Raw genomic sequence first — 20,068 nt, forward strand, 5'->3', positions numbered from 1 at the left:
TCAGGCGGGCGCGGCGGCGAGACGGTGGGGGTCGAACAGGCCGATCGGGTGAGGGGTGGTCCCCGTCAGGGCCAGATCGGCGAGGATCTCGCCGACGACCGGCACGAACTTGAAGCCATGGCCGGAGAAACCGCAGGCCACGGTCACGGATTCGGGATGCGCGGGATGTCGGGCGATGACGAAGTGCTCGTCGGGGGTGTTGGAGTACATGCAGGTGGCGGCCTTGAGGAAGGTGCCGGGCAGGTCGGGGATACAGCGCGACATGTGGTCCGCCATCGCCCGGATCTCGTCCTCGTGGACTGTCCGGTCGATGGTCTCCGGGGTGCAGATCTGTCCCTTGCGGAAGAAGGCGACCTTGGCGCCCAGCTCCGGCCCGTCGATGGCCGGGAAGCCGTACACCTGGACGTCGTCCGCGTCCTCCCAGATGTAGATGGGGTGGTTCTCGGGCAGGAACGGCCCGACCCCGCCCCTGGGCCGGAACCAGTACATGACCTGCCGCTCGATGGTGAACGGCACCCCGAGGTCGGTGAGCAGTTGCGGCGCCCACGCCCCCGGGCAGACCACCAGTCGATCCGCCGTGTAGGTGTTCTCGGCCGTATGCACGCGTACGCCGTCCCGGTACGGCTCCCAGCGGGTCAGCGGCTCGTCGAAGTGCAGGTCGGCGCCCTGCCGGGTGGCGAGCTGCAGATGGGCCGCGACCATGTCCTCGGGGCGGACCAGACCGGCCCTCCTCTCGAAGAGCCCGACCTCGTCGTCCTTCGGCTTGAGGGTGGGGAAGCGGCGGCGGATCTCGGCCGCGTCGAGCATCTCGTGGGGCAGTCCCCACTGGGTGGCCGAGCGCAGCGAACCGGAGACGGTCAGCGAGTCGGGCCGGCCGATCATCACGCCACCGCACAGGGTGGCGATGTCCCGCCCGGTGGCCCGCTCCACGTCCTCGTACAACTCGTACGCGCGCAGCAGCAGCGGCACGTACGCGGGGTCCTCGAAGTACGACTGCCGGGTGATTCGCGACCCCCCGTGACTGGAACCGCGGTTGTGCACGGGCCCGAACTTCTCCAGCCCGAGCACCCGCACACCGCGCGAGGACAGATGATGGGCGGCGGCACTACCCATACCGCCAAGACCGATGACGATGACGTCGTAGGAGGGGGACACGAAGACCTCCGTCTTCTCAGGGGCGCGGGGAACGGCGCGATCTTTGGTCTTTCGGGGCGCGGGGAACGGCGCGATCCTGTCGCTTTCAGGGGCGCGGGGAACGGCGCAGTCCTGTGTCTTTCAGGGCCACGGACCCGCACCCGCCCCACAACCCCTCCACGAAGCGATCAACACCGAATACGGCTCATCTCCGGATCGAAGATCGGCTCCTCCACCACCGTGGCCCCCACCTTCTCCCCGAAGTACTCGACAGAGACCCCCGCCCCCACGGGCAACACCGGCAACCACGCGTACGCCACACACCGCCCCACCGTGTACCCGTACGCCGCACTCGTGACGTACCCCGCGGGGGACCCGCCGACGTACACCGGCTCCTTACCGAGAACCACAGCCGAGGGGTCGTCGAGCAGCAGCGGCGTGAGCCGGCGCACAGGCTCACCCTTCGACCGCAGCGCCCCCGCCCCCGTGAAGTCCCCCTTGTCCAGCCGGACGGCGAAACCGACCCCCGCCTCGTACGGATCGTCCTCGTCGGTCATGTCGACACCCCACGCGCGGTACCCCTTCTCCAACCGCAGGCTGTTGAACGCGGAACGCCCGGCCGCGATCACACCGTGCTCCCGGCCCGCCTCCCAGAGCGTGTCCCAGAGGCGGAGCCCCAGGTCGGCGCTGGTGTAGAGCTCCCAGCCCAGCTCACCGACGTAGCTCAACCGCATGGCGATGACCGGGACATGACCGATGTACGTCTCCTTGGCGCGGAAGTAGCCGAAGCCCTCGTGCGAGAAGTCGTCGCGGGTGAGCGGCTGCACGAGCGCGCGGGCGAGCGGACCCCAGACACCGACGCAGCAGGTACCGGACGTGATGTCCCGGATGTGTACGCCGTCAGGAGCGTGCCGGGTCAACCAGTCCAGGTCGGCGGGCGAGTTGGCGCCGACCTGGAAGCGGTCGGGGCCCAGGCGCGCGACGGTGAGGTCGGAGCGGATGCCGCCCGACTCGTCCAGGAGCAGGGTGTAGGTGACCGCGCCGGGCTTCTTGCGGAGGTTGTTGCTGGTCATCCCGTGCAGGAAGTCGAGGGCTCCGGGGCCGGTGACCTCAAGGCGCCGCAGGGGGGTCATGTCGTAGAGCGCGACCTTCTCGCGGGTCGCCCGAGCCTCGGCCGCCGCGACGGGCGACCAGTACCGCGCCGACCAGGCGTCCCGCGCGGGCACGGGCGGCCCGGCGGCGAGGGGGGCGTTCGCCTCGTACCAGTGCGGACGCTCCCAACCGCCACCCTCAAGGAAGTACGCGCCCAGCTCCTGCTGGCGGGCGTGGAACGGGCTGACCCGCAAGGGGCGCGGTCGTTCCATCGGCTGGAGCGGATGCAGGACGTCGTACACCTCGACGAACTGCTGCGAGCCGCGCTCCCGGATGTACGCGGGCGAGCGCTGGGCGTCCTCGAAGCGCGTGAGGTCGCACTCGTGGGCGTCGATCCCGGGGCGGCCGTCGATCATCCACTCGGCCACGGCCTTGGCGACACCGGCCGAATGCGTCACCCACACGGCCTCCGCCAGCCAGAAACCGCGCAGCGCACGTGATTCGCCGAGCACCGGCATGCCGTCCGGAGTGAAGGAGAAGACGCCGTTGAAACCCTCCTCGATCTCGCTCCCGCGCAGCGCGGGCATCAGGAGGCGGCAGTCGTCCCAGCTCGGCGCCCAGTCCTCCTCGGTGAAGGGGAAGGACGACGGCATCTCCAGGTCGTTCGCGCGCGCCTCGTCGTAGCCGAGGACCGCGAACGGATCCACGGGGAGCGGCCGGTGGGCGTAACTGCCGATGCCGATGCGGTCGGTGTGCTCGCGGAAGTAGAGGTCGCGGTCCTGGAAACGGAGGACGGGCCTCGACGCCTCCGCGGTGGCGCCGGCCGGCCGGGGGAGGGGCTTCGTCCGCGCGTACTGGTGGGCGAGGGGCTGCAGAGGTACGTCGACGCCGGCCATGCGGCCGATCACCGGCCCCCAGAATCCGGCCGCCGAGACGACGTGGTCGGCGGGGAAGACGCCTCGGTCGGTGACGACGGCGGTCACCCTGCCGTCCTCCTTCTCGATCCCGGTGACGGTGTGCCGGTCCAGGAAGCGGGCGCCACGGCTTTCGGCCCGCTCCCTCTGGGCGCGGGCCGCGAGCAGTGCGCGGGCCAGACCGTCGTCGGGGGTGTGGAAGCCACCGAGGACCATCGAGACGTCGATCAGAGGCCAGAGTTCCTTGCAGCGGGCCGCGTTCACGATCTCGCCGCGTACGCCCCAGGAGGCGGCGTAACCGGCTCTGCGGTGCAGTTCGGCGAGCCGCTCGGGCGTTGTCGCGAGCTCCAGACCGCCCACCTGGTCGAAGCAGGAAACGCCGTCGACCTCCAGAGAGCTGAACTTCTCGACCGTATACCGGGCGAAGGCCGTGAGGGTCTTGGACGGACTGGTCTGGAAGACCAGGCCCGGCGCGTGGGAGGTGGAGCCGCCGGGAGCGGGCAGCGGCCCCTGTTCGAGGACGGTGACGTCGGTCCAGCCGCGGGCGGTCAGCTCGTCCGCGAGGGAGCAGCCGACGATGCCGGCGCCCACGACGACCACGCGGGGGTTCGCTCCGGATGTGCCTGCCCCGCTCCGCCCCGCGTCTGCCGGGGCACTCACAGGACCACCACCGAGCGCAGCACCTCGCCGCGGTGCATGTTCGACAGCGCCTCCTCGACCTGGTCGAGCGCGATGGTCTCCGAGACGAACGCGCCCAGGTCCAGCAGCCCGTAGAGGTACTGGTCGATGAGGAAGGGGAAGTCGCGGCTGGGCAGACAGTCGCCGTACCAGGAGGACTTGATCGCGCCGCCGCGGGAGAACACGTCGATCAGCGGCAGCTCTACTCTCATCTCCGGGGTCGGGACGCCCACCTGCACCAGCAGACCCGCGTGATCGCGCATGTAGAACGCCTGCTTGAAGGTCTCCGGGCGGCCCACGGCGTCGATGGCGATGTCGACCCCGAAGCCGTCGGTGAGGGCGCGTACGGCCTCGACCGGGTCGGTGCCACGGGAGTTGACCGTGTGGGTGGCGCCGAACCTCTCGGCCCGGTCGAGCTTCTTGTCGTCGATGTCGACGGCGATGACCTTCATGGCGCCGTTGAGGCAGGCGCCCGCGACGGCCGCGTCGCCGACACCGCCGCAGCCGATGACGGCGACCGTGTCACCGCGCCCGACGTTGCCGGTGTTCACCGCCGCGCCGTAGCCGGCCATCACGCCGCAGCCGATCAGGCCGGCGGCCTCGGGGCGGGCCGCGGGGTTGATCCTCACGGCCTGGCCCGCCGCGACCAGCGTCTTCTCGGCGAAGGCGCCGATGCCGAGCGCGTTGCTGAGGGGGGTGCCGTCGAGGAGGGTCATCGGCTGGGTGGCGTTGCGCGAGTCGAAGCAGTACCAGGGGCGGCCACGGCGGCAGGAGCGACAGGAACCGCAGGGGGCCCGCCAGGCGAGGACCACGTAGTCACCGGCCCTGAGGTCGGTGACGCCCGCACCGACCGCCTCGATCGTGCCGGCCGCCTCATGGCCCAGCAGGAACGGGAAGTCGTCGTTGATCGCGCCCTCGCGATAGTGCAGATCCGTGTGGCAGACCCCGCAGGCCTGCACGGTGACGAGCACCTCGCCCGGACCGGGATCGGGAACGACGATCGTCCGCACCTCGACGGGTGCGCCCTTTTTCACAGCCACTACGGCACGGACCTCATATGGCACGACCTAGCTCCTCTGCTGTTGCGCAGTGCACTATGGGTTGCGCTATGAGGAACATAGTGAGAACGCCTCCAGGGGGCCGTCAAGGGGTACGGGTTAACCCTTGGCAAAAGGAGCCGGCGCCCTGAAATCTCTCCGACACACGCAAGCGCGGGGCCAGGTGTCCCTGACCCCGCGCCGTGTTCCGCCCAGTGGTCCGTGCTGTGTCCCGTGTCCGTACGAAGCCGGTGTCCGACTCCGTCGCGGGGCCGGTTCCGTGTCCGCCCGCGGGTGCGCCTCCGCTTTCGTCAGAAGCCGTACCCCATCCGGCGCGAGAGGTCGGCCGCGGCCGCGACCGTACGCTTGGCGAGTTCCGGCAGCCGGTCGGTGTCCAGCCGGTACACGGGACCGGAGACGCTGATCGCGCCGATCACCTTGCCGTCGTGCGCGCGCACCGGCGAGGCCGTGGCGGCCAGCCCCAGCTCCAGCTCCTCCAGGGCGAACGCGTAGCCCTGCTCGACGACCGCCTCCAACTCGGCGCGCAGCGCGGCCGTACCCGTGATCGTGCGCTCGGTGAACCGCGGCAGGGTCCTGGCCAGCAGCCCTTCGCGGAGCGTCGGCGGCAGGTGGGCCAGCAGTACCTTGCCGCTGGAGGTGGCGTGCAGCGGGGTTCGCCTGCCCAGCCAGTTCTGCGCGGTGACCGAAGCGGCGCCCCGGGCCTGCATGATGTTGACCGCCGCGTTGTCGTCGAGCACCGCGATGTTGACGGTCTCGCCCAGCTCGTCCGCGAGTTCGCGGCAGACGGGCACCCCCTCCTGCGAGATGTCCAGCCGCACTGCCGCCGCCCCCGCCAGGCGTAGTACGCCGGCCCCCAGGAAGTACTTGCCGCGGTCCTTCGCCTGCGCCACCAGGCCGCGGTTCTCCAGCACCCCGAGGAGCCGGAAGGCCGTGGACTTGTGCACCTCCAGCTCGTCGGCGATCTCGGTGACGCCCGCCTCGCCGAGCCGGGCGAGGATCTCCAGCACGCTCACCGCGCGGTCCACCGACTGGACGGCGCTGCCCGCGCCTCTGCTCGGCTTCTCCGGTGTCTCCCCTGTGCCGTCAGCCTGCTTCTGAGTGCGGGTCATAGCTCAACTCTCACCACCTGGCGGCCCGGTTTGAGCCGCATCTGACGGAAGCCCTTGACGCGGTGGGCATCCCGCGCGGATTCTGTTGCGCATAGCGCTCCCTCGTGCGCCATACGAAACATCATGTTACCGAAGAGTCCGTGACCGGGAAGGTCTCGGACCAGACCGGACCTGTGAGGTCCAGGACCGCGGTCCTGGACCGAGAGGGGGGCCCGTGATTCCCGTCTGCCGCCTTGATGACCTCCCCGCGGGCGAATCCGTCCGTGTCGACACCATGCCGCCCATCGCCGTGTTCAACGCCGACGGCGAGCTGTACGCCATCGACGACACCTGCACCCATCAGGACGCGTCGCTCTCCGAGGGGTGGCTGGAGGGCTGCCAGGTCGAATGCCCCTTGCACGCCGCCTCGTTCGATCTCCGCACGGGACTGCCGACGTGTCTGCCCGCGCGCAGCGCCGTCCGCACCCACCGCGTCACCGTCGACGACGGCGTCGTCCACGTCCACGTGGCAGCGAAGGAGGACACGGCGGCATGACGATCCCCCATACGAGGGGTACGACAGCGCGCCCCTCCGGGCCCCACCTTTTCACGGGCTCCGCCCGGCACGCCGCCGAGAGGCCCACGCACCTCTCGGCACGGGGCACGGGGCGTCCGGGGACCCGCGCCGATCACGACACCGGTGCGACGCCGACCACCGCCGAAAACGCCGTCATGACGGCGATAGCTCCCACTCCTTCGGGAACCGGCGCCGAACCGGTGACGGTATCCGCCGGGCGCGGCGGCACGTCGGTGGCGCGATTCTCCAGGGCGTCTGATCGCGGCGCACGACGAGGGGTTCGCATCATCCGTTGCCTCCCGTTCCGGTCTACTGCATGCCTGCGGGGCGTGCGCCGCCGACAGGTGGACCTGGCCGAGTGCGGTTGCGGTAGGGCGACACCCGGCCGCACCGCGCCGGTTCCCGGAAGCGCACGGTCCGCGCCCGCCGTCCGGAAGGAGTCAGCCGTATGAGGACCGTCATCGTCGTCGGGGCCTCGCTCTCCGGGCTGTACGCGGCCCGCGAGCTGCGTGCCCAGGGATTCGACGGGCGGTTGGTGGTCGTCGGAGACGAACCGCACCGCCCGTACGACCGCCCGCCCCTGTCCAAGGACTTCCTCTCCGGCCGGTCCGGCGAGGACCGACTGGCCCTCAGCGACCCCGAGGAGATGGCCGCACTCGACGCGGAGTGGCTGCTCGGCACCCGCGCCCGCCGCCTCGACACCCGCGGCCGCACCGTCCTCCTGGACGACGGCCGTACGGTCTCCGGCGACGGCGTCGTCATCGCCACGGGAGCCTCGGCGCGCCGGCTGCCGGGCCCCGAACTCGCCGGAGTCCACACCCTGCGCACCCTCGACGACGCCCGCGCTCTGCGCGCCGCACTGTCCGCGGGTCCCCGCCGTGTCGTCGTGATCGGCGCGGGCTTCATCGGCGCCGAGACCGCGTCCTCGTGCGCCGGACTCGGTCACGACGTCACCGTCGTGGAAGCGGCTGCGCTGCCGTTGGTGCCCCAGCTCGGCCCGGAGATGGCCGCCTTGTGCGCCGCGCTGCATCGTCGCGGTGGCGTCGACCTGGTCACCGGCACGGGCGTCGCCGCACTGCGTGGCACGGTCGCGGTCACCGGGGTGGAACTCTGCGACGGCCGTCTCCTTCCCGCCGATGTCGTGATCGTCGGCATCGGCGCCGTCCCCAACACCGGCTGGCTGGCAAGCTCGCCGCTCGCGCTGCACGACGGCGTGCTGTGCGACGACGGCTGCGCGACGGCTCTGCCCCAGGTGGTCGCCGTCGGAGATGTGGCCCGCGTGGGCGGAACCCGCGCCGAACACTGGACCAGCGCCACCGAGCAGCCCCGGATCGCCGTGCGCAACCTGCTGGCCGGGTACACCGCGGAGACCGTGCGCCCGATGCCCTACTTCTGGTCCGACCAGTACGGGGCGCGGATCCAGTTCGCCGGACGGCGGCTCGACACCGACACCGTCCGCATCGCGGAGGGCACGGTCACCGACGGAGTACCGGGCGAGGACGGCCTGCTCGCGCTGTACGAGCGCGAGGGCCGAACGACCGCGGTGCTGTCCGTGGACCGCCCCCGCCCCTTCATGCGGGCCCGGCGCGAACTGGGCCGCGGGGCGGGCGCGATGGAGGCGGTCTCCTAGGCACGCGACGTGTCAGGAGTGCGACAACTGCCCCGTGCTGCCGCCTCGTCGGCGTATCCGCTCCTTGGTCCGCTCCGCCGACCGCTCCTGACGCCGGGTCTTGCGCCGCTCGCGCCGCAGGGCACGGGCCGTGCTGCTCGGCTCCGACACCACGCCGTGGCGCTGGTTCCACACCTGGCGCGTCACCCAGACGTCCAGCGCGCCCCACGTGGCCACCACCGTGCTCGCCACGCTGCTCAGCACCATGGGGAACGCGAGCCAGGAACCGGCCAGCGTGCACAGGAAGGCGACCATCGCCTGGATCAGCGTGACAGCGATGATGATGACGGCGCGCACCGCGGACGTACGCACGGGGTCGGGCAGCCGACGCCTGTTCGCGGGCTCCTCGACCCACAAGGGCCGGTAGTAAGCCTGCTCCTCGGCCTCCGCGAGGAACTGCTCCCCGGTCTCCGGCACCCGGTCGTCCCCGCTTCTCGCCAAAGGCTTCGCCCCGGCCTCCGTCACGGCCCCCGTCCTGCCCTCTCCCACCGCGCTCGTGCCCGCCTCTGCGGCGGACCCGGCCCCTGCTTCTGCCGCCGGCCCGATTCCGGCGGGCCCGATTCCGGCTTCCGCCGCAACCGCGGATTCCCACCTGGCCTCCGCCTCACGGTCCGCTTCCGCCGCCGCGAGGTCCATCGCCGCGAGATCGGCCGCAATGTCGGCCGGAATACCCTGACGCGGGATCCGTGGCCCCCGCTCCGCCTCCGCGACCGTCGTGACGCCCGTCCCCGGCGCCCCGTACCGCTCCGCCGTGCCCATCAACCTGTCACTCCCCACCGCCTGACAGCCGCTCGCTCCGGTGTCACGAGACTCCGGCTCCCCATCGGCTGCCCGGCTTGCGCTGTTATACGCCCCCTGGACGCGGCATCCGGCACCTGCAGCCGATTCCGCCTCCAACTTCCATACAGACAGACGATCGACGTAAGCCGAAGATTCCCGGCAAGCGAAAAATTTCGGCCAACTGATCTGCCGCACGGACTCGATCGCACCCCTTTCCCCGTGTCGGATTCAGGGAGGCAATCTCCCCCAATGAACGGACAACTGCGGATGTCTTGTGCCTGATACCCGGCAAGTCGGGTCGGAGAGGCTCGGACTGGCCTTCGAGATACCTGTGCGTCGGTAGTAGGCTCACGCCGTTTGTTGCCGTACATGTGTGCCCCCGGCCTGCGGGGGCCGAGCTGGGGGAGGCCATGCGCTTTCGCGGGAAGTCCATCCGCCGGAAGATCGTGGCGCTGCTTCTCGTGCCGCTGATTTCTCTGACCGGGATCTGGGGCTTCGCCACCGTACTCACGGGCCGCGAGGTCAACCAGCTGTTCGACACGACCTTCGTCGTGCAGGAGATCGGCTATCCCACCGAGGACGTCATCAGCGTCCTCCAGGCCGAGCGCCGTCAGACCCTCGTCTATCTCGCGGACCCCCGGGCCTCCGACGCCCTCACCGACCTGCGCCGCACCCGGGCCGCCACCGACGAGGTCGTCTCGAAGATCCGCAGGAACGCCGGAAAAGCGGATGTACGGGACGAGATGGGTTCCGAGGCCACCGAGCGCCTCACCGCGATTCTGGACGCCTTCGACGGCGTCGGATCGCTGCGCCAGAGCGTCGAGGACAACACGGTCACCCGCGCCCAGGCCCTGGACCTCTACAACCGCCTGGTGGACCCCTGTTACATCCTCCTGGCCAACCTCCAGGTCCTCGACAACGTGGACGTGGACAAGCAGGGCCGCGCCCTCGTCAACATGTCCCGCGCCCGTGAGCTGCTGGCCCGCGAGGACGCCCTGCTCGGGTCCGCCCTCGTCGTCGGCAAGGTGACCCGCGACGAGGCACGCGACATCTCCGACCTCGTCGCCCAGCGCGCGATCCTGTACGAGATCAACCTCCCGCAACTGCCCTCCGCCGAGCGCGTCCGCTACGAGCGCTACTGGAAGAACGCCGCCACCGCGCCCCTGCGCGTGGCCGAGCAGTCCGCCCTCGCCTCCGCGCCGGGCACCCCGCGCGGAGTCACCGCGAAGAGCTGGGACGGCCTCGCCGACGGGGTCCTGGACGGCCTCGACAAGTTCAACACCCAGGCGGGCGACCGCTTCCAGGACCGGGTCCGCCCCGTCGCGGTCGGCGTCATCGTCAAGGCGGCCATCGCCGGTGTGCTCGGCCTGGCCGCGGTGCTCTTCTCGCTCTTCATGTCCGTACGCATCGGCCGAAGCCTCATCCGCGACCTGCGCCGGCTCCGCCAGGAGGCCCACGAGACCGCCGGCGTCCGGCTGCCCAGCGTGATGCGCCGTCTCTCCGCGGGCGAACAGGTCGACGTCGAGACCGAGGTCCCGCGCCTGGAGTACGAGAAGAACGAGATCGGCGAGGTCAGCCAGGCACTCAACAGCCTCCAGCGGTCCGCCGTCGAGGCCGCGGTCAAGCAGTCCGAACTGCGCAGCGGGGTCGCCGACGTCTTCGTGAACCTCGCCCGCCGCAGCCAGGTCCTGCTGCACAAGCAGCTCACGCTCCTCGACACGATGGAACGCAGGACCGAGGACACCGACGAACTCGCCGACCTCTTCCGCCTCGACCACCTGACGACCCGTATGCGCCGGCACGCCGAAGGCCTGGTGATCCTCTCCGGAGCGGCCCCCTCCAGGCAGTGGCGCAGGCCCGTCCAGCTGATGGACGTCGTACGCGCCGCCGTCGCCGAGGTCGAGGACTACGAGCGCATCGAGGTCCGGCGGCTGCCGCGGATGGCGGTCACCGGATCCGCCGTCGCCGACCTCACCCACCTGGTGGCCGAACTCCTGGAGAACGCCACGGTGTTCTCGCCGCCGCACACGGCCGTACAGGTGCTCGGCGAGCGCGTCGCCAACGGATTCACCCTGGAGATCCACGACCGCGGCCTGGGCATGGCCTCCGAGGCGCTCCTCGACGCCAACCTCCGTCTCGCCGAGACCCCCGAGTTCGAGCTGTCCGACACCGACCGGCTCGGTCTCTTCGTGGTCAGCCGGCTCGCCCAGCGGCAGAACGTACGCGTCTCCCTGCAGCCGTCCCCGTACGGCGGGACGACCGCGGTGGTCTTCGTGCCCGACGCGCTGCTCTCGGACGACGTGCCCGACACCAACGGCGTCGGGTTCCGGCTCGACCGGGCGGTTCCCTCCAGGAACGCGAAGATCGAGGCCGACGAAGGCCGCCGGGCCGCCCTGTCGCAGGTACCGGTCACGCTGCCCGGCCTGTCGGCGTCGATCCTCGACGGACCGGTCGAACTGGAGGCGCCCGTCGGCCTGGACGCCCTCGAAGACTTCCCCGGTGCCCTCGACGACGAGGACGGCGAACACGGCGGCATCTTCCGCCCGCGCCGCTCCATCGCCGGGCCGCCGGTGGACGAGACGCGTGAGGCTCCGCGCGAGCCGTCACCCTCCTCCGAGGACGACGAGCAGTCCGATGCCACGCCGTCGCGCCGTCGCACGCCCAAACTGGTCAGCTCGCACGGCCGTCCCGTGACGCACGGCAGGTCGCGGCGCGAGGAGCTGACGGACCGCCCGGACAACGGTGAGGTCACGGAACTGTCCCAGTCGGCCCAGGCCCAGGCCCAGGCCCGGGAGACCTCCGAGCGCTCAGGCGTGCTCGAAGAGCTGCCGAAGCGGTCGAGGGGCGCCAGGCGTGGGCCGGGACGCCCCGAAACCGGGGACCCGCTCGCCATCCGCAGGGGTGCGGCCGACGACTGGCCCACGGGAGCCGGCGCCGGCCCGGCGGACCGCGACCGCCGCCCCGCCCTCGACCGTGGCGGCGAGCCGGGTGGAGGGGTGGGCGGAGCCGGTGAAGCCCCGGCCCTGCCGCAGCGCGGATCGCGTCGCGGGATCGAATCGAACGGCGGGCGTCCCGGCACCCCGTCGCCCGGCACTCCGTCGCCCGGCATCGCGCGCGCCCGCACCGCCGGACCGGCCGGAGGCCCTGCTTCCGGACTGCCCCGCCGGGTACGGCAGGCCAATCTGGCCCCGCAGTTGAAGGAAGGGCCCGAGCGGCGCACCACGCGCGACCCGGCCCGTACGACGGACCCCTCGGAGCGTGACGCGGACGAAGTACGCAACCGGATGGCCTCGCTCCAGCGCGGCTGGCGGCGCGGGCGCGAGGAGAACGCCGCGGGCGACGAGACCCAGGACGGCACAGCACCAGGAACGACCAAGGGAGACGGCCGATGACCGCACCGAAGGCCGCCGGCCACATGACCACCACGGCGACGGGGGAGCTCAACTGGCTCCTCGACGACCTGGTGGCGCGTGTCGCCAGCATCCGCAAAGCACTCGTGCTCTCCGGAGACGGCCTCCCCACGGGGGTCTCGACCGATCTGACGAGGGAGGACAGCGAACATCTCGCCGCCGTCGCCTCCGGATTCCACAGCCTCGCCAAAGGCGTCGGCCGCCACTTCGACGCGGGCAGCGTCCGGCAGACGGTGGTCGAACTGGACGAGGCGTTCCTGTTCGTCACGGCCGCCGGTGACGGCAGCTGCCTCGCCGTCCTCTCCGACGCCGATTCCGACGTCGGGCAGGTCGCGTACGAGATGACGCTGCTGGTCAAGCGCGTCGGCGTACATCTCGCCGCCGCTCCGCGCACCGAACTGTCCCCGGGCGGGTAGTGAGTTGGCATGAGCGGAGACGGGCAGGAGCTGTCCCACTGGTTCGACGACGATGCCGGACCGGTGGTCCGTCCGTATGCCATGACACGGGGCCGCACCACCAGCCCCGGCCAGCACCGCCTCGACCTGATCGCGGTGGTGGTGACGGAGGAGTACGCCTCCGACCCGGAGGCGGACAACTCGCTGTCCCCGGAACACGTGGACATCGTCGAACTCTGCCGTGACACCCCCCAGTCGGTCGCCGAACTGGCCGCCGAACTCGACCTGCCCATCGGGGTCGTACGGGTCCTCATCGGCGACCTCGTCCAAGACGAACTGGTCCGTGTGACCCGTCCGGTGCCCCCGGCGGAGCTGCCGGACGAAAGCATTCTGCGTGACGTGATCAGCGGCCTCCGGGCCCTGTGAACGGCGTGCCGGCACAGCGGCAACGAGACACCACCTGAGCGAGAAGCGAGAGAAGAGATCGATGATCTTCGGGCGCACTGAACGCGGCAAGGCCCCGGTCGAGCCCGTCACTCTCAAGATCCTCGTGGCGGGCGGCTTCGGTGTCGGCAAGACCACCCTGGTCGGCGCCGTCAGCGAGATCAAGCCGCTGCGTACCGAGGAACTGCTGACCGAGGCGGGCCGCCCGGTCGACGACACCAGCGGTGTGGAGGGCAAGCACACCACCACGGTCGCCATGGACTTCGGCCGCATCACGCTGCGCGAGGACCTCGTGCTGTACCTCTTCGGCACCCCCGGCCAGGACCGTTTCTGGTTCCTGTGGGACGAGCTCGCGACCGGGGCCCTGGGCGCGGTCGTGCTCGCCGACACCCGCCGCCTGGAGGACTGCTTCGCGGCGGTCGACTACTTCGAGCGGCGATCCATCCCCTTCGTGGTGGGCGTCAACTGCTTCGAGGGCGCTTCCCGCTACCCCGTCGACGACGTCCGTCAGGCCCTCGACCTGGACTCCGCGGTACCGGTGGTCCTGTGCGACGCACGCGGCCGGGAGTCGGTCAAGGAAGTCCTCATCGAGGTCGTCCAGCACGCGATGGCGTACGCGGCCGAACGCCGGCACACCGTCACCGGCTGAGGCACACGCCGGTCCGGGCCGTGCTTCTGGTGCTTTCGTGCTCCACGCACGCGTGGAGCACGAAAGCACCAGAAGCACGAGGACGGGACTCAGCGCGCGTCGTCGTGCCAGCCGAAGCTCTTCTCCACCGCCTTGCGCCAGTTGCCGTACTCGCGGTCACGGACCGACGCCTCCATGGAGGGTGTCCACTCCACGTCCTTCTGCCAGTGCGTCTTCAGTTCGTCGAGGTCGTTCCACACCCCGGTCGCCAGGCCGGCCGCGTACGCCGCTCCCAGGCACGTCGTCTCGGAGACCTTCGGGCGGATCACCGGTACGTCGAGCACATCCGCCTGGTGCTGCATGAGCAGATTGTTCTTGGTCATGCCGCCGTCGACCTTCAGGGACGTGATCCGCACCCCGGAGTCCTGGAACATCGCGTCCACGACCTCACGCGTCTGCCAGCTCGTCGCCTCCAGGACCGCCCTCGCCAGATGCCCCTTCGTGACGTACCGGGTCAGCCCCGTGACGACCCCGCGCGCGTCGGAGCGCCAGTACGGCGCGAACAGACCCGAGAACGCGGGCACGATGTACGCGCCTCCGTTGTCGTCGACACTCGCCGCCAGGGTCTCGATCTCGTCGGCGGTACGGATGATGCCCAGCTGGTCGCGGAACCACTGCACCAGCGCGCCCGTGATCGCGATGGCCCCTTCAAGGCAGTAGACCGGCGCCTCCGTGCCGATCTTGTACCCCATGGTCGTCAGCAGCCCGTGCTTCGAGGGCACGGGCCGGTTCCCGGTGTTGAGCAGCAGGAAGCTGCCCGTTCCGTACGTGTTCTTGGCGGTGCCCACGTCGTAGCAGGCCTGCCCGAACACCGCCGCCTGCTGGTCGCCCAGCGCGGACGCCACCGGGACCCCGGCGAGCTGGCCCACGGCGGTTCCGTACACCTCGGCGGAGGACTTGATCTCGGGCAGGACGGCTTCGGGGACGTTCATCGCGGAGAGGATGGACGGGTCCCACTGAAGGGTTTCGAGGTTCATCAGCATGGTGCGGCCGGCGTTGGTGACGTCGGTGACGTGCCGGCCGCCGTCGGTGCCGCCGGTGAGGTTCCAGATCAGCCAGGAGTCGATCGTGCCGAAGGCGATCTCGCCGCGCTCGGCACGGGCGCGCAGCCCCGGTACGTTGTCCAGCAGCCAGGCCACCTTGGGCCCGGAGAAGTAGCTGGCCAGCGGCAGCCCCGTCTGCTCGCGGAAACGGTCCTGCCCGTCCGGGCCGCCGAGTTCGGCGCAGAGCCCGGAGGTACGGGTGTCCTGCCAGACGATCGCGTTGTGCACGGGTTTACCGGTGGCGCGGTCCCACAGGACCGTCGTCTCCCGCTGGTTGGTGATCCCCAGCGCGCTGAGCTGGTCGGCGCGCAACCCGGCCTTCGCGATCGCGCCCGCGACCACGGCCTGCACCTTCGACCAGATCTCGGTGGCGTCGTGCTCCACCCAGCCGGGCTTGGGGAAGATCTGGCGGTGCTCACGCTGGTCGACGGCGACGATCGCGCCGTCCTGGTTGAAGACGATGCAGCGGCTCGACGTGGTGCCCTGGTCGATCGCGGCGACGAACTTGTCCGGCATGACGTCCCCTTCGTCGGATTCTGCGTAAGGCGGCAGTGGATCCCGGCGGGCCTAGAAGGCCGTGTTGAAGATGACCCCGGACAGCGCTCCGCCGATCAGCGGCCCCACCACCGGGATCCACGAGTAACTCCAGTCCGACGTACCCTTGTTGGGTATCGGCAGGACGGCGTGGGCGATACGCGGACCCAGGTCGCGGGCCGGGTTGATGGCGTACCCCGTCGGCCCGCCGAGCGACAGACCGATGCCGACCACCAGGAACGCGACGATCAGGATCGCGGTACCGGACTGGCCGAGCCCCTCGGTGAGCCCGAAGGCCAGGATCGGCAGGACCAGACCGATGGTCGCGATGATCTCGGTGATGAGGTTCGCCACGGGATTGCGGATCTCGGGCGCGGTGGAGAAGATGCCGAGCGTCGGCTGCGCGATCTTGTCCTCGGCATTGGCCTGGAACTGCGCGAAGTAGACCAGCCAGCACAGCACCGCGCCGAGGAAGGCGCCGACCATCTGCCCGGCGATGTAGAGATGGACCTGGTCCCAGTCGCCGGTGTCGATCGCGATGCCGAGCGTCACCGCCGGGTTGAGGTGCCCGCCGGACAGCGGCGCGGCGGTGTACGCGCCGGCCAGTACACCGAAGCCCCAGCCGAAGGCGATGACGGCCCAGCCGGCGTCCTTCGCCTTGGAGTAGTTGAGTACGACAGCGGCGACCACTCCGGCGCCGAAGAGGATGAGGATCGCTGTGCCGATGACCTCACCGACGAAGACATCTCCGTTGCTCATGGCGGCTCCTAGGCCCAAACCCGGGGCGATCCGCCCCGGTCCACCGTGCAGGGTGCGTTCCCATGGCTATTTCAGCCGATAGCCGATAGCCGATAGCCGATAGCCGAGGGCAGGGAGATCCCGCGCCCCGCCCGGCGTCCGTGACGAGCGTGCCGTAGCAGCCGAATCGCCGGTGGGGGACGGCCCGTTGGCGCGGACGGAGGCCCGCGCGGCGCAGTGCCTGAATACACCGAATTGCGGCGACGCCGACTGACACCGGAAGTGTTCACCGGCACTGTGGGAGCGTCAAGGTCGCGGGCGAGAACGGTTCGCACCCACGCCCCGGTCCGACCGCGTGCCGCCGACCCCACCGGACGCCGACGAGCATCGGCCCGCCGCCTCATCCGACAGCGATCACGGCCGACCCGTGCCCGAACAGACCCTGGTTCGCGGTGACGCCGACCCGGGCGCCCGCCACCTGCCGGTCGCCCGCCGCTCCCCGCAACTGCCAGGTGAGCTCGCAGACCTGGGCGATGGCCTGTGCGGGAACTGCCTCTCCGAAGGAGGAGAGTCCACCGCTCATGTTCACGGGTATGCGTCCGCCCGGCGCTGTCGCGCCCTCCCCGAGGAGCTTGGCCGCCCCGCCCTCACCGCACAGCCCCAGGTCCTCGTACCACTGCAGCTCCAGGGCCGTGGACAGGTCGTAGACCTCGGCGAGTGAGAGGTCCTCCGGGCCGATCCCCGCCTCCTCGTACGCGGCCCGCGCGATCGACGCGCGGAACGTCTCGGGCGCGGGCTCCACCGCGACCGCCGAGTCCGTCGCGATGTCGGGCAGGTCCAGCACGGTGTTGGGATAGCGGGGCGTCACGGTGGACACCGCGCGGATCCGCACCGCGTCCGCGGCCCCGTGCCGGCGCGCGAACTCCATGCTGGACAGCACCAGCGCCGCCCCGCCGTCCGAGGTGGCGCAGATGTCGAGCAGCCGCAGCGGATCGGCGACCACGGCCGACGCGGCGACCTCCTCGGCGGTGACCCGCTTGCGGTAGCGCGCGTTCGGATTCAGCGCCCCCATGGCCGCGTTCTTCACCTTGACCTGCGCGAAGTCCTCCAAGGTGTCGCCGTGGACCGCCATCCGCCGCCGCGCGTACAGCCCGAAGTACGTCGGATTCGTCGCCCCCAGGACACGGAACCGCAGCCAGTCCGGATCGTCGGCCCTGTCCCCGCCCGCAGGCCGGAAGAACCCCTTCGGCGCCGCGTCCGCACCCACCACGAGCACCACCTCCGCGAGCCCTGAAAGGATCTGCGCCCGCGCCGCGTCGACGGCCTGCGCCCCCGACGCGCACGCGGCGTACACGCTCGCCACCCGGGCCCCCTGCCAGCCCAGCGCCTTGGCGAACGTCGCTCCGGCCACGTATCCCGGATAGCCGCCCCGCACCGTGTCCGCGCCGACGATCGAGCCGACCTGACGCCAGTCGAGGCCCGCGTCGGACAGCGCCTCGCGCGCCGCCACCGTCCCGTACTCGACGAAGGACCGCCCCCACTTGCCCCACGGGTGCATGCCCGCGCCGAGCACCGCCACCTCACCCGTCATGCCGTCACCCCCGTCGGCCGCCAGTGCCAGGTCGTCCAGGTCGTCTCCGCGTCCTCGTTCAGCACACCCGGGACGACCTCCACCTCCATGCCCACCGTCAGATCGGCGACGGAGATCCCGGGGACCGTCTGCCCGAGCACCACGAGGCGCTCGGCTTCCAGCTCCACAGCGATCAACGCGTAGGGCCGCCATCCGAGTTCCCGATCGGACACGTACGGTGACGGAGGCCGGTACCGGCTGTCCGTGTAGGACCAGACTCGGCCCCGCCTCGACAGCGGTACCTCCGTCAGTTCACCGCCGGAGCAACCCGGATTGCGGCAGAAGGCGTCCTCCCGGGGGAAGAACACGGACGCGCAGACCGAGCAGCGCGTGCCGAGGAGCCGGAAGTCGTCTCCCTCGCCGGCGAACCAGCCGGTGACGACGGGTGTACGAGTGCGCGACAAGGTTCCTCCACGACACTGGATCTGCTGGATCTGACGGAACGTCAGAAGTCTGCCACGCGCCACGCCGATTGGGCAGTGTGCACGGAGTACGCCGCCCGGAGCGCAGAACCGCGGATGATCGCGGAGAACCGCGGAGAACCGCCGGGGGCCTCCTGGGCGTCCGACTATCGGTAGGGACGACCGGGGCCCACGGGGGTGGTCCCGGTCGTCCCTCACCCGGAGCCACCCGATCCGGTCACCCGCATCCCTCTCCTCCGGGGCCCGGCCCGGCCGCCCGATCGGGCGCGGACCGTATCCGATCACTTCCCCCGGGGAACCCGCGACTGATAGACGCATGGGTCATGACCCGACTCACCACAGCGGTACGCGCTCTCGTGACCGCGCTCGCCACCCTGCTCGCCGTCAGCGCCGCCTCCGCCACCGCGACGGCGACACCCGAACCGAAGGCTCCCGAGGACTTCGTGGCCCTCCGGTCCGTGGACCGCACGATCATCCAGGACATGCGCTACTTCACCCCGCACAACTTCGTCGGCGAGCGCATCGCCGGTTACCGCGAGCCGCTGTGCATCCTCACCAGGCCCGCCGCCGAAGCCCTCCACGAGGCCCAGCGGCAACTCCTGCCCCAGGGCTACTCCCTGAAGGTGTACGACTGCTACCGGCCCCAGCGAGCCGTCGACCACTTCGTCCGCTGGGCCGAGGACCTCGACGACCAGACCATGAAAAACGAGTTCTACCCGAACGTCGACAAGACCCGTCTGTTCGAGGACGGTTACATCGCCGAGAAGTCCGGCCACAGCCGCGGCTCGACCATGGACCTGACGATCGTGAAGCTCCCGGCGAAGCCGACCCGGCCGTACGTCCCCGGGGAGCCCCTCGTGTCCTGCTTCGCGCCCCAGGGCGAGCGCTTCCCGGACAACTCGGTGGACATGGGCACGGGCTACGACTGCTTCGACACCCTGTCGCACACGCTCGACCCGCGCGTCCAGGGACAGCAGCGCGCCAACAGGCTCCTCCTGAAGGGCACCCTCGAAGGCCTCGGTTTCGTGAACCTCGCCGAAGAATGGTGGCACTTCACTTTCAAGCCCGAGGCCCATCCCGACACCTACTTCGACTTCCCTGTGTCGACCACATCCCTGGTCGCGTCCCCGTGAACAGGCACTGAGACACCGTCGAGGCAGGACTGAAGCACCACCTGGGGCGGCCAGCCAAAACAACCTTCTGATCATCGGATACAGTCCCGGGCGTGTCTCCATCCCATATCTCGTCCGCCAACTCCGCGCCGAGCACTCACTGTTCGAGCTGCGGCGCACCCTACGGAGAAGGCGTCTCCGGCTGGCCCCGAACCTGCGCCTCCTGCGGCGGTACGGCCTACCGCAACCCGTTGCCGGTCGCGGTGGCCCTGCAGCCCGTGTACGACACGAAGGGGGCGGCCCTGGTCGTCATCACCAGAACGATCGCCCCCGCGCGCGGGGGAGTCGCTCTGCCCGGAGGGTTCATCGACCACAGTGAGGACTGGCGGCAGGCCGTCGTCCGTGAACTCAAGGAGGAGACGGGCATCGTCGCGGCGAGCCGCGACGTACGCCTCGTCGACGCGCTGAGCTCACCCGACGGGCACCTGCTGCTCTTCGGGGCCCTCCCGGAGCGCCCCGCCGACGACCTGCCACCGTCCGCCGCGACGGACGAGACCGAGGGCTGGCACCTGCTGCGCAGGTCGACCGAACTCGCCTTCCCGCTGCACACCATGGCGGCCCGCGCGTGGTTCGAGGGCCGGTACATCTGACAGACCCCGAGG

Annotated in this window: 17 protein-coding genes; 8 read left to right on the forward strand and 9 right to left on the reverse strand. The window is 70.7% G+C overall.

Translation table 11 applies throughout. The features are described from left to right. From solA to ACIOKD_RS39600, 4 genes are all read right to left on the reverse strand, one after another. On the reverse strand, positions 1-1,155 hold the full coding sequence (gene solA, locus ACIOKD_RS39585) for an N-methyl-L-tryptophan oxidase (protein ID WP_402093165.1): 1,155 nt from the start codon (positions 1,153-1,155) through the stop codon (positions 1-3). A gap of 167 nt (positions 1,156-1,322) precedes the next feature. Further along, entirely contained in the window at positions 1,323-3,800 is a 2,478-nt protein-coding gene (locus ACIOKD_RS39590) for an FAD-dependent oxidoreductase (protein ID WP_402093166.1), read from the reverse strand. Beyond that, entirely contained in the window at positions 3,797-4,882 is a 1,086-nt protein-coding gene (locus ACIOKD_RS39595) for an S-(hydroxymethyl)mycothiol dehydrogenase (protein WP_402093167.1), read from the reverse strand. The genes ACIOKD_RS39590 and ACIOKD_RS39595 overlap by 4 nt, the downstream gene beginning before the upstream one ends. Before the next feature lie 284 nt (positions 4,883-5,166). Next, entirely contained in the window at positions 5,167-5,985 is an 819-nt protein-coding gene (locus ACIOKD_RS39600) for an IclR family transcriptional regulator (RefSeq protein WP_402093168.1), read from the reverse strand. 214 nt (positions 5,986-6,199) lie between these two features. Here ACIOKD_RS39600 and ACIOKD_RS39605 point away from each other — a divergent pair, with 214 nt between their 5' ends. Both ACIOKD_RS39605 and ACIOKD_RS39610 read left to right on the forward strand, forming a co-directional pair. Continuing rightward, positions 6,200-6,520 (forward strand): bifunctional 3-phenylpropionate/cinnamic acid dioxygenase ferredoxin subunit, encoded by a 321-nt coding sequence (locus ACIOKD_RS39605; protein WP_402093170.1) that lies wholly within the window; start codon positions 6,200-6,202, stop codon positions 6,518-6,520. A gap of 469 nt (positions 6,521-6,989) precedes the next feature. Beyond that, positions 6,990-8,171, forward strand: a complete 1,182-nt coding sequence (locus tag ACIOKD_RS39610) for an NAD(P)/FAD-dependent oxidoreductase (RefSeq protein WP_402093172.1) — start codon at positions 6,990-6,992, stop codon at positions 8,169-8,171. Between the two features lie 12 nt (positions 8,172-8,183). Here ACIOKD_RS39610 and ACIOKD_RS39615 read toward each other — a convergent pair whose 3' ends face one another. Further along, the gene (locus tag ACIOKD_RS39615; protein WP_402093195.1) at positions 8,184-8,651 is read right to left on the reverse strand and encodes a hypothetical protein; all 468 of its coding nucleotides are present in this window, start codon (positions 8,649-8,651) and stop codon (positions 8,184-8,186) included. A 749-nt stretch (positions 8,652-9,400) separates the two neighbouring features. On the opposite strand from ACIOKD_RS39615, the gene ACIOKD_RS39620 reads away from it, so the two are divergent. The 4 genes from ACIOKD_RS39620 (at position 9,401) to ACIOKD_RS39635 (ending at position 13,888) form a co-directional block, all read left to right on the forward strand. Further along, positions 9,401-12,382 carry a nitrate- and nitrite sensing domain-containing protein gene (locus tag ACIOKD_RS39620; RefSeq protein WP_402093173.1) on the forward strand — a complete coding sequence of 994 codons (2,982 nt, stop codon included), beginning with the start codon at positions 9,401-9,403 and terminating at the stop codon, positions 12,380-12,382. Then, complete coding sequence (locus tag ACIOKD_RS39625) at positions 12,379-12,816, forward strand: roadblock/LC7 domain-containing protein (RefSeq protein WP_402093174.1); 438 nt, start codon at positions 12,379-12,381, stop codon at positions 12,814-12,816. The genes ACIOKD_RS39620 and ACIOKD_RS39625 overlap by 4 nt, the downstream gene beginning before the upstream one ends. A 9-nt stretch (positions 12,817-12,825) precedes the next feature. Beyond that, positions 12,826-13,221 carry a DUF742 domain-containing protein gene (locus ACIOKD_RS39630; protein WP_402093175.1) on the forward strand — a complete coding sequence of 132 codons (396 nt, stop codon included), beginning with the start codon at positions 12,826-12,828 and terminating at the stop codon, positions 13,219-13,221. 61 nt (positions 13,222-13,282) lie between these two features. Continuing rightward, on the forward strand, positions 13,283-13,888 hold the full coding sequence (locus ACIOKD_RS39635) for a GTP-binding protein (protein ID WP_402093176.1): 606 nt from the start codon (positions 13,283-13,285) through the stop codon (positions 13,886-13,888). Between the two features lie 89 nt (positions 13,889-13,977). Here the strand turns inward: ACIOKD_RS39635 and glpK are convergent, their stop codons facing one another. The 4 genes from glpK to ACIOKD_RS39655 all read right to left on the reverse strand — a co-directional run bounded on the left by glpK (position 13,978) and on the right by ACIOKD_RS39655 (position 18,276). Then, a complete protein-coding gene (gene glpK / locus ACIOKD_RS39640) occupies positions 13,978-15,486 on the reverse strand; it encodes a glycerol kinase GlpK (RefSeq protein ID WP_402093177.1) in 1,509 nt (502 codons plus the stop codon). Between the two features lie 51 nt (positions 15,487-15,537). Then, positions 15,538-16,263 carry an MIP/aquaporin family protein gene (locus ACIOKD_RS39645; protein ID WP_402093178.1) on the reverse strand — a complete coding sequence of 242 codons (726 nt, stop codon included), beginning with the start codon at positions 16,261-16,263 and terminating at the stop codon, positions 15,538-15,540. Positions 16,264-16,642: 379 nt separating this feature from the next. Further along, positions 16,643-17,833: a lipid-transfer protein gene (locus tag ACIOKD_RS39650; protein WP_402093179.1), complete on the reverse strand. Its 1,191-nt coding sequence runs from the start codon at positions 17,831-17,833 to the stop codon at positions 16,643-16,645. Continuing rightward, positions 17,830-18,276 carry a Zn-ribbon domain-containing OB-fold protein gene (locus ACIOKD_RS39655; protein ID WP_402093180.1) on the reverse strand — a complete coding sequence of 149 codons (447 nt, stop codon included), beginning with the start codon at positions 18,274-18,276 and terminating at the stop codon, positions 17,830-17,832. Before ACIOKD_RS39655 ends, ACIOKD_RS39650 begins: the two co-directional genes overlap by 4 nt. A 341-nt stretch (positions 18,277-18,617) precedes the next feature. On the opposite strand from ACIOKD_RS39655, the gene ACIOKD_RS39660 reads away from it, so the two are divergent. Both ACIOKD_RS39660 and ACIOKD_RS39665 read left to right on the forward strand, forming a co-directional pair. Further along, positions 18,618-19,427 (forward strand): M15 family metallopeptidase, encoded by an 810-nt coding sequence (locus tag ACIOKD_RS39660; protein WP_402093182.1) that lies wholly within the window; start codon positions 18,618-18,620, stop codon positions 19,425-19,427. A 92-nt stretch (positions 19,428-19,519) separates the two neighbouring features. After that, complete coding sequence (locus ACIOKD_RS39665; RefSeq protein WP_402093183.1) at positions 19,520-20,056, forward strand: NUDIX domain-containing protein; 537 nt, start codon at positions 19,520-19,522, stop codon at positions 20,054-20,056. Positions 20,057-20,068: the final 12 nt, after the last annotated feature.

Origin of the sequence: Streptomyces sp. NPDC087844 (assembly GCF_044742785.1) — a bacterium.
GTDB lineage: Bacteria > Actinomycetota > Actinomycetes > Streptomycetales > Streptomycetaceae > Streptomyces.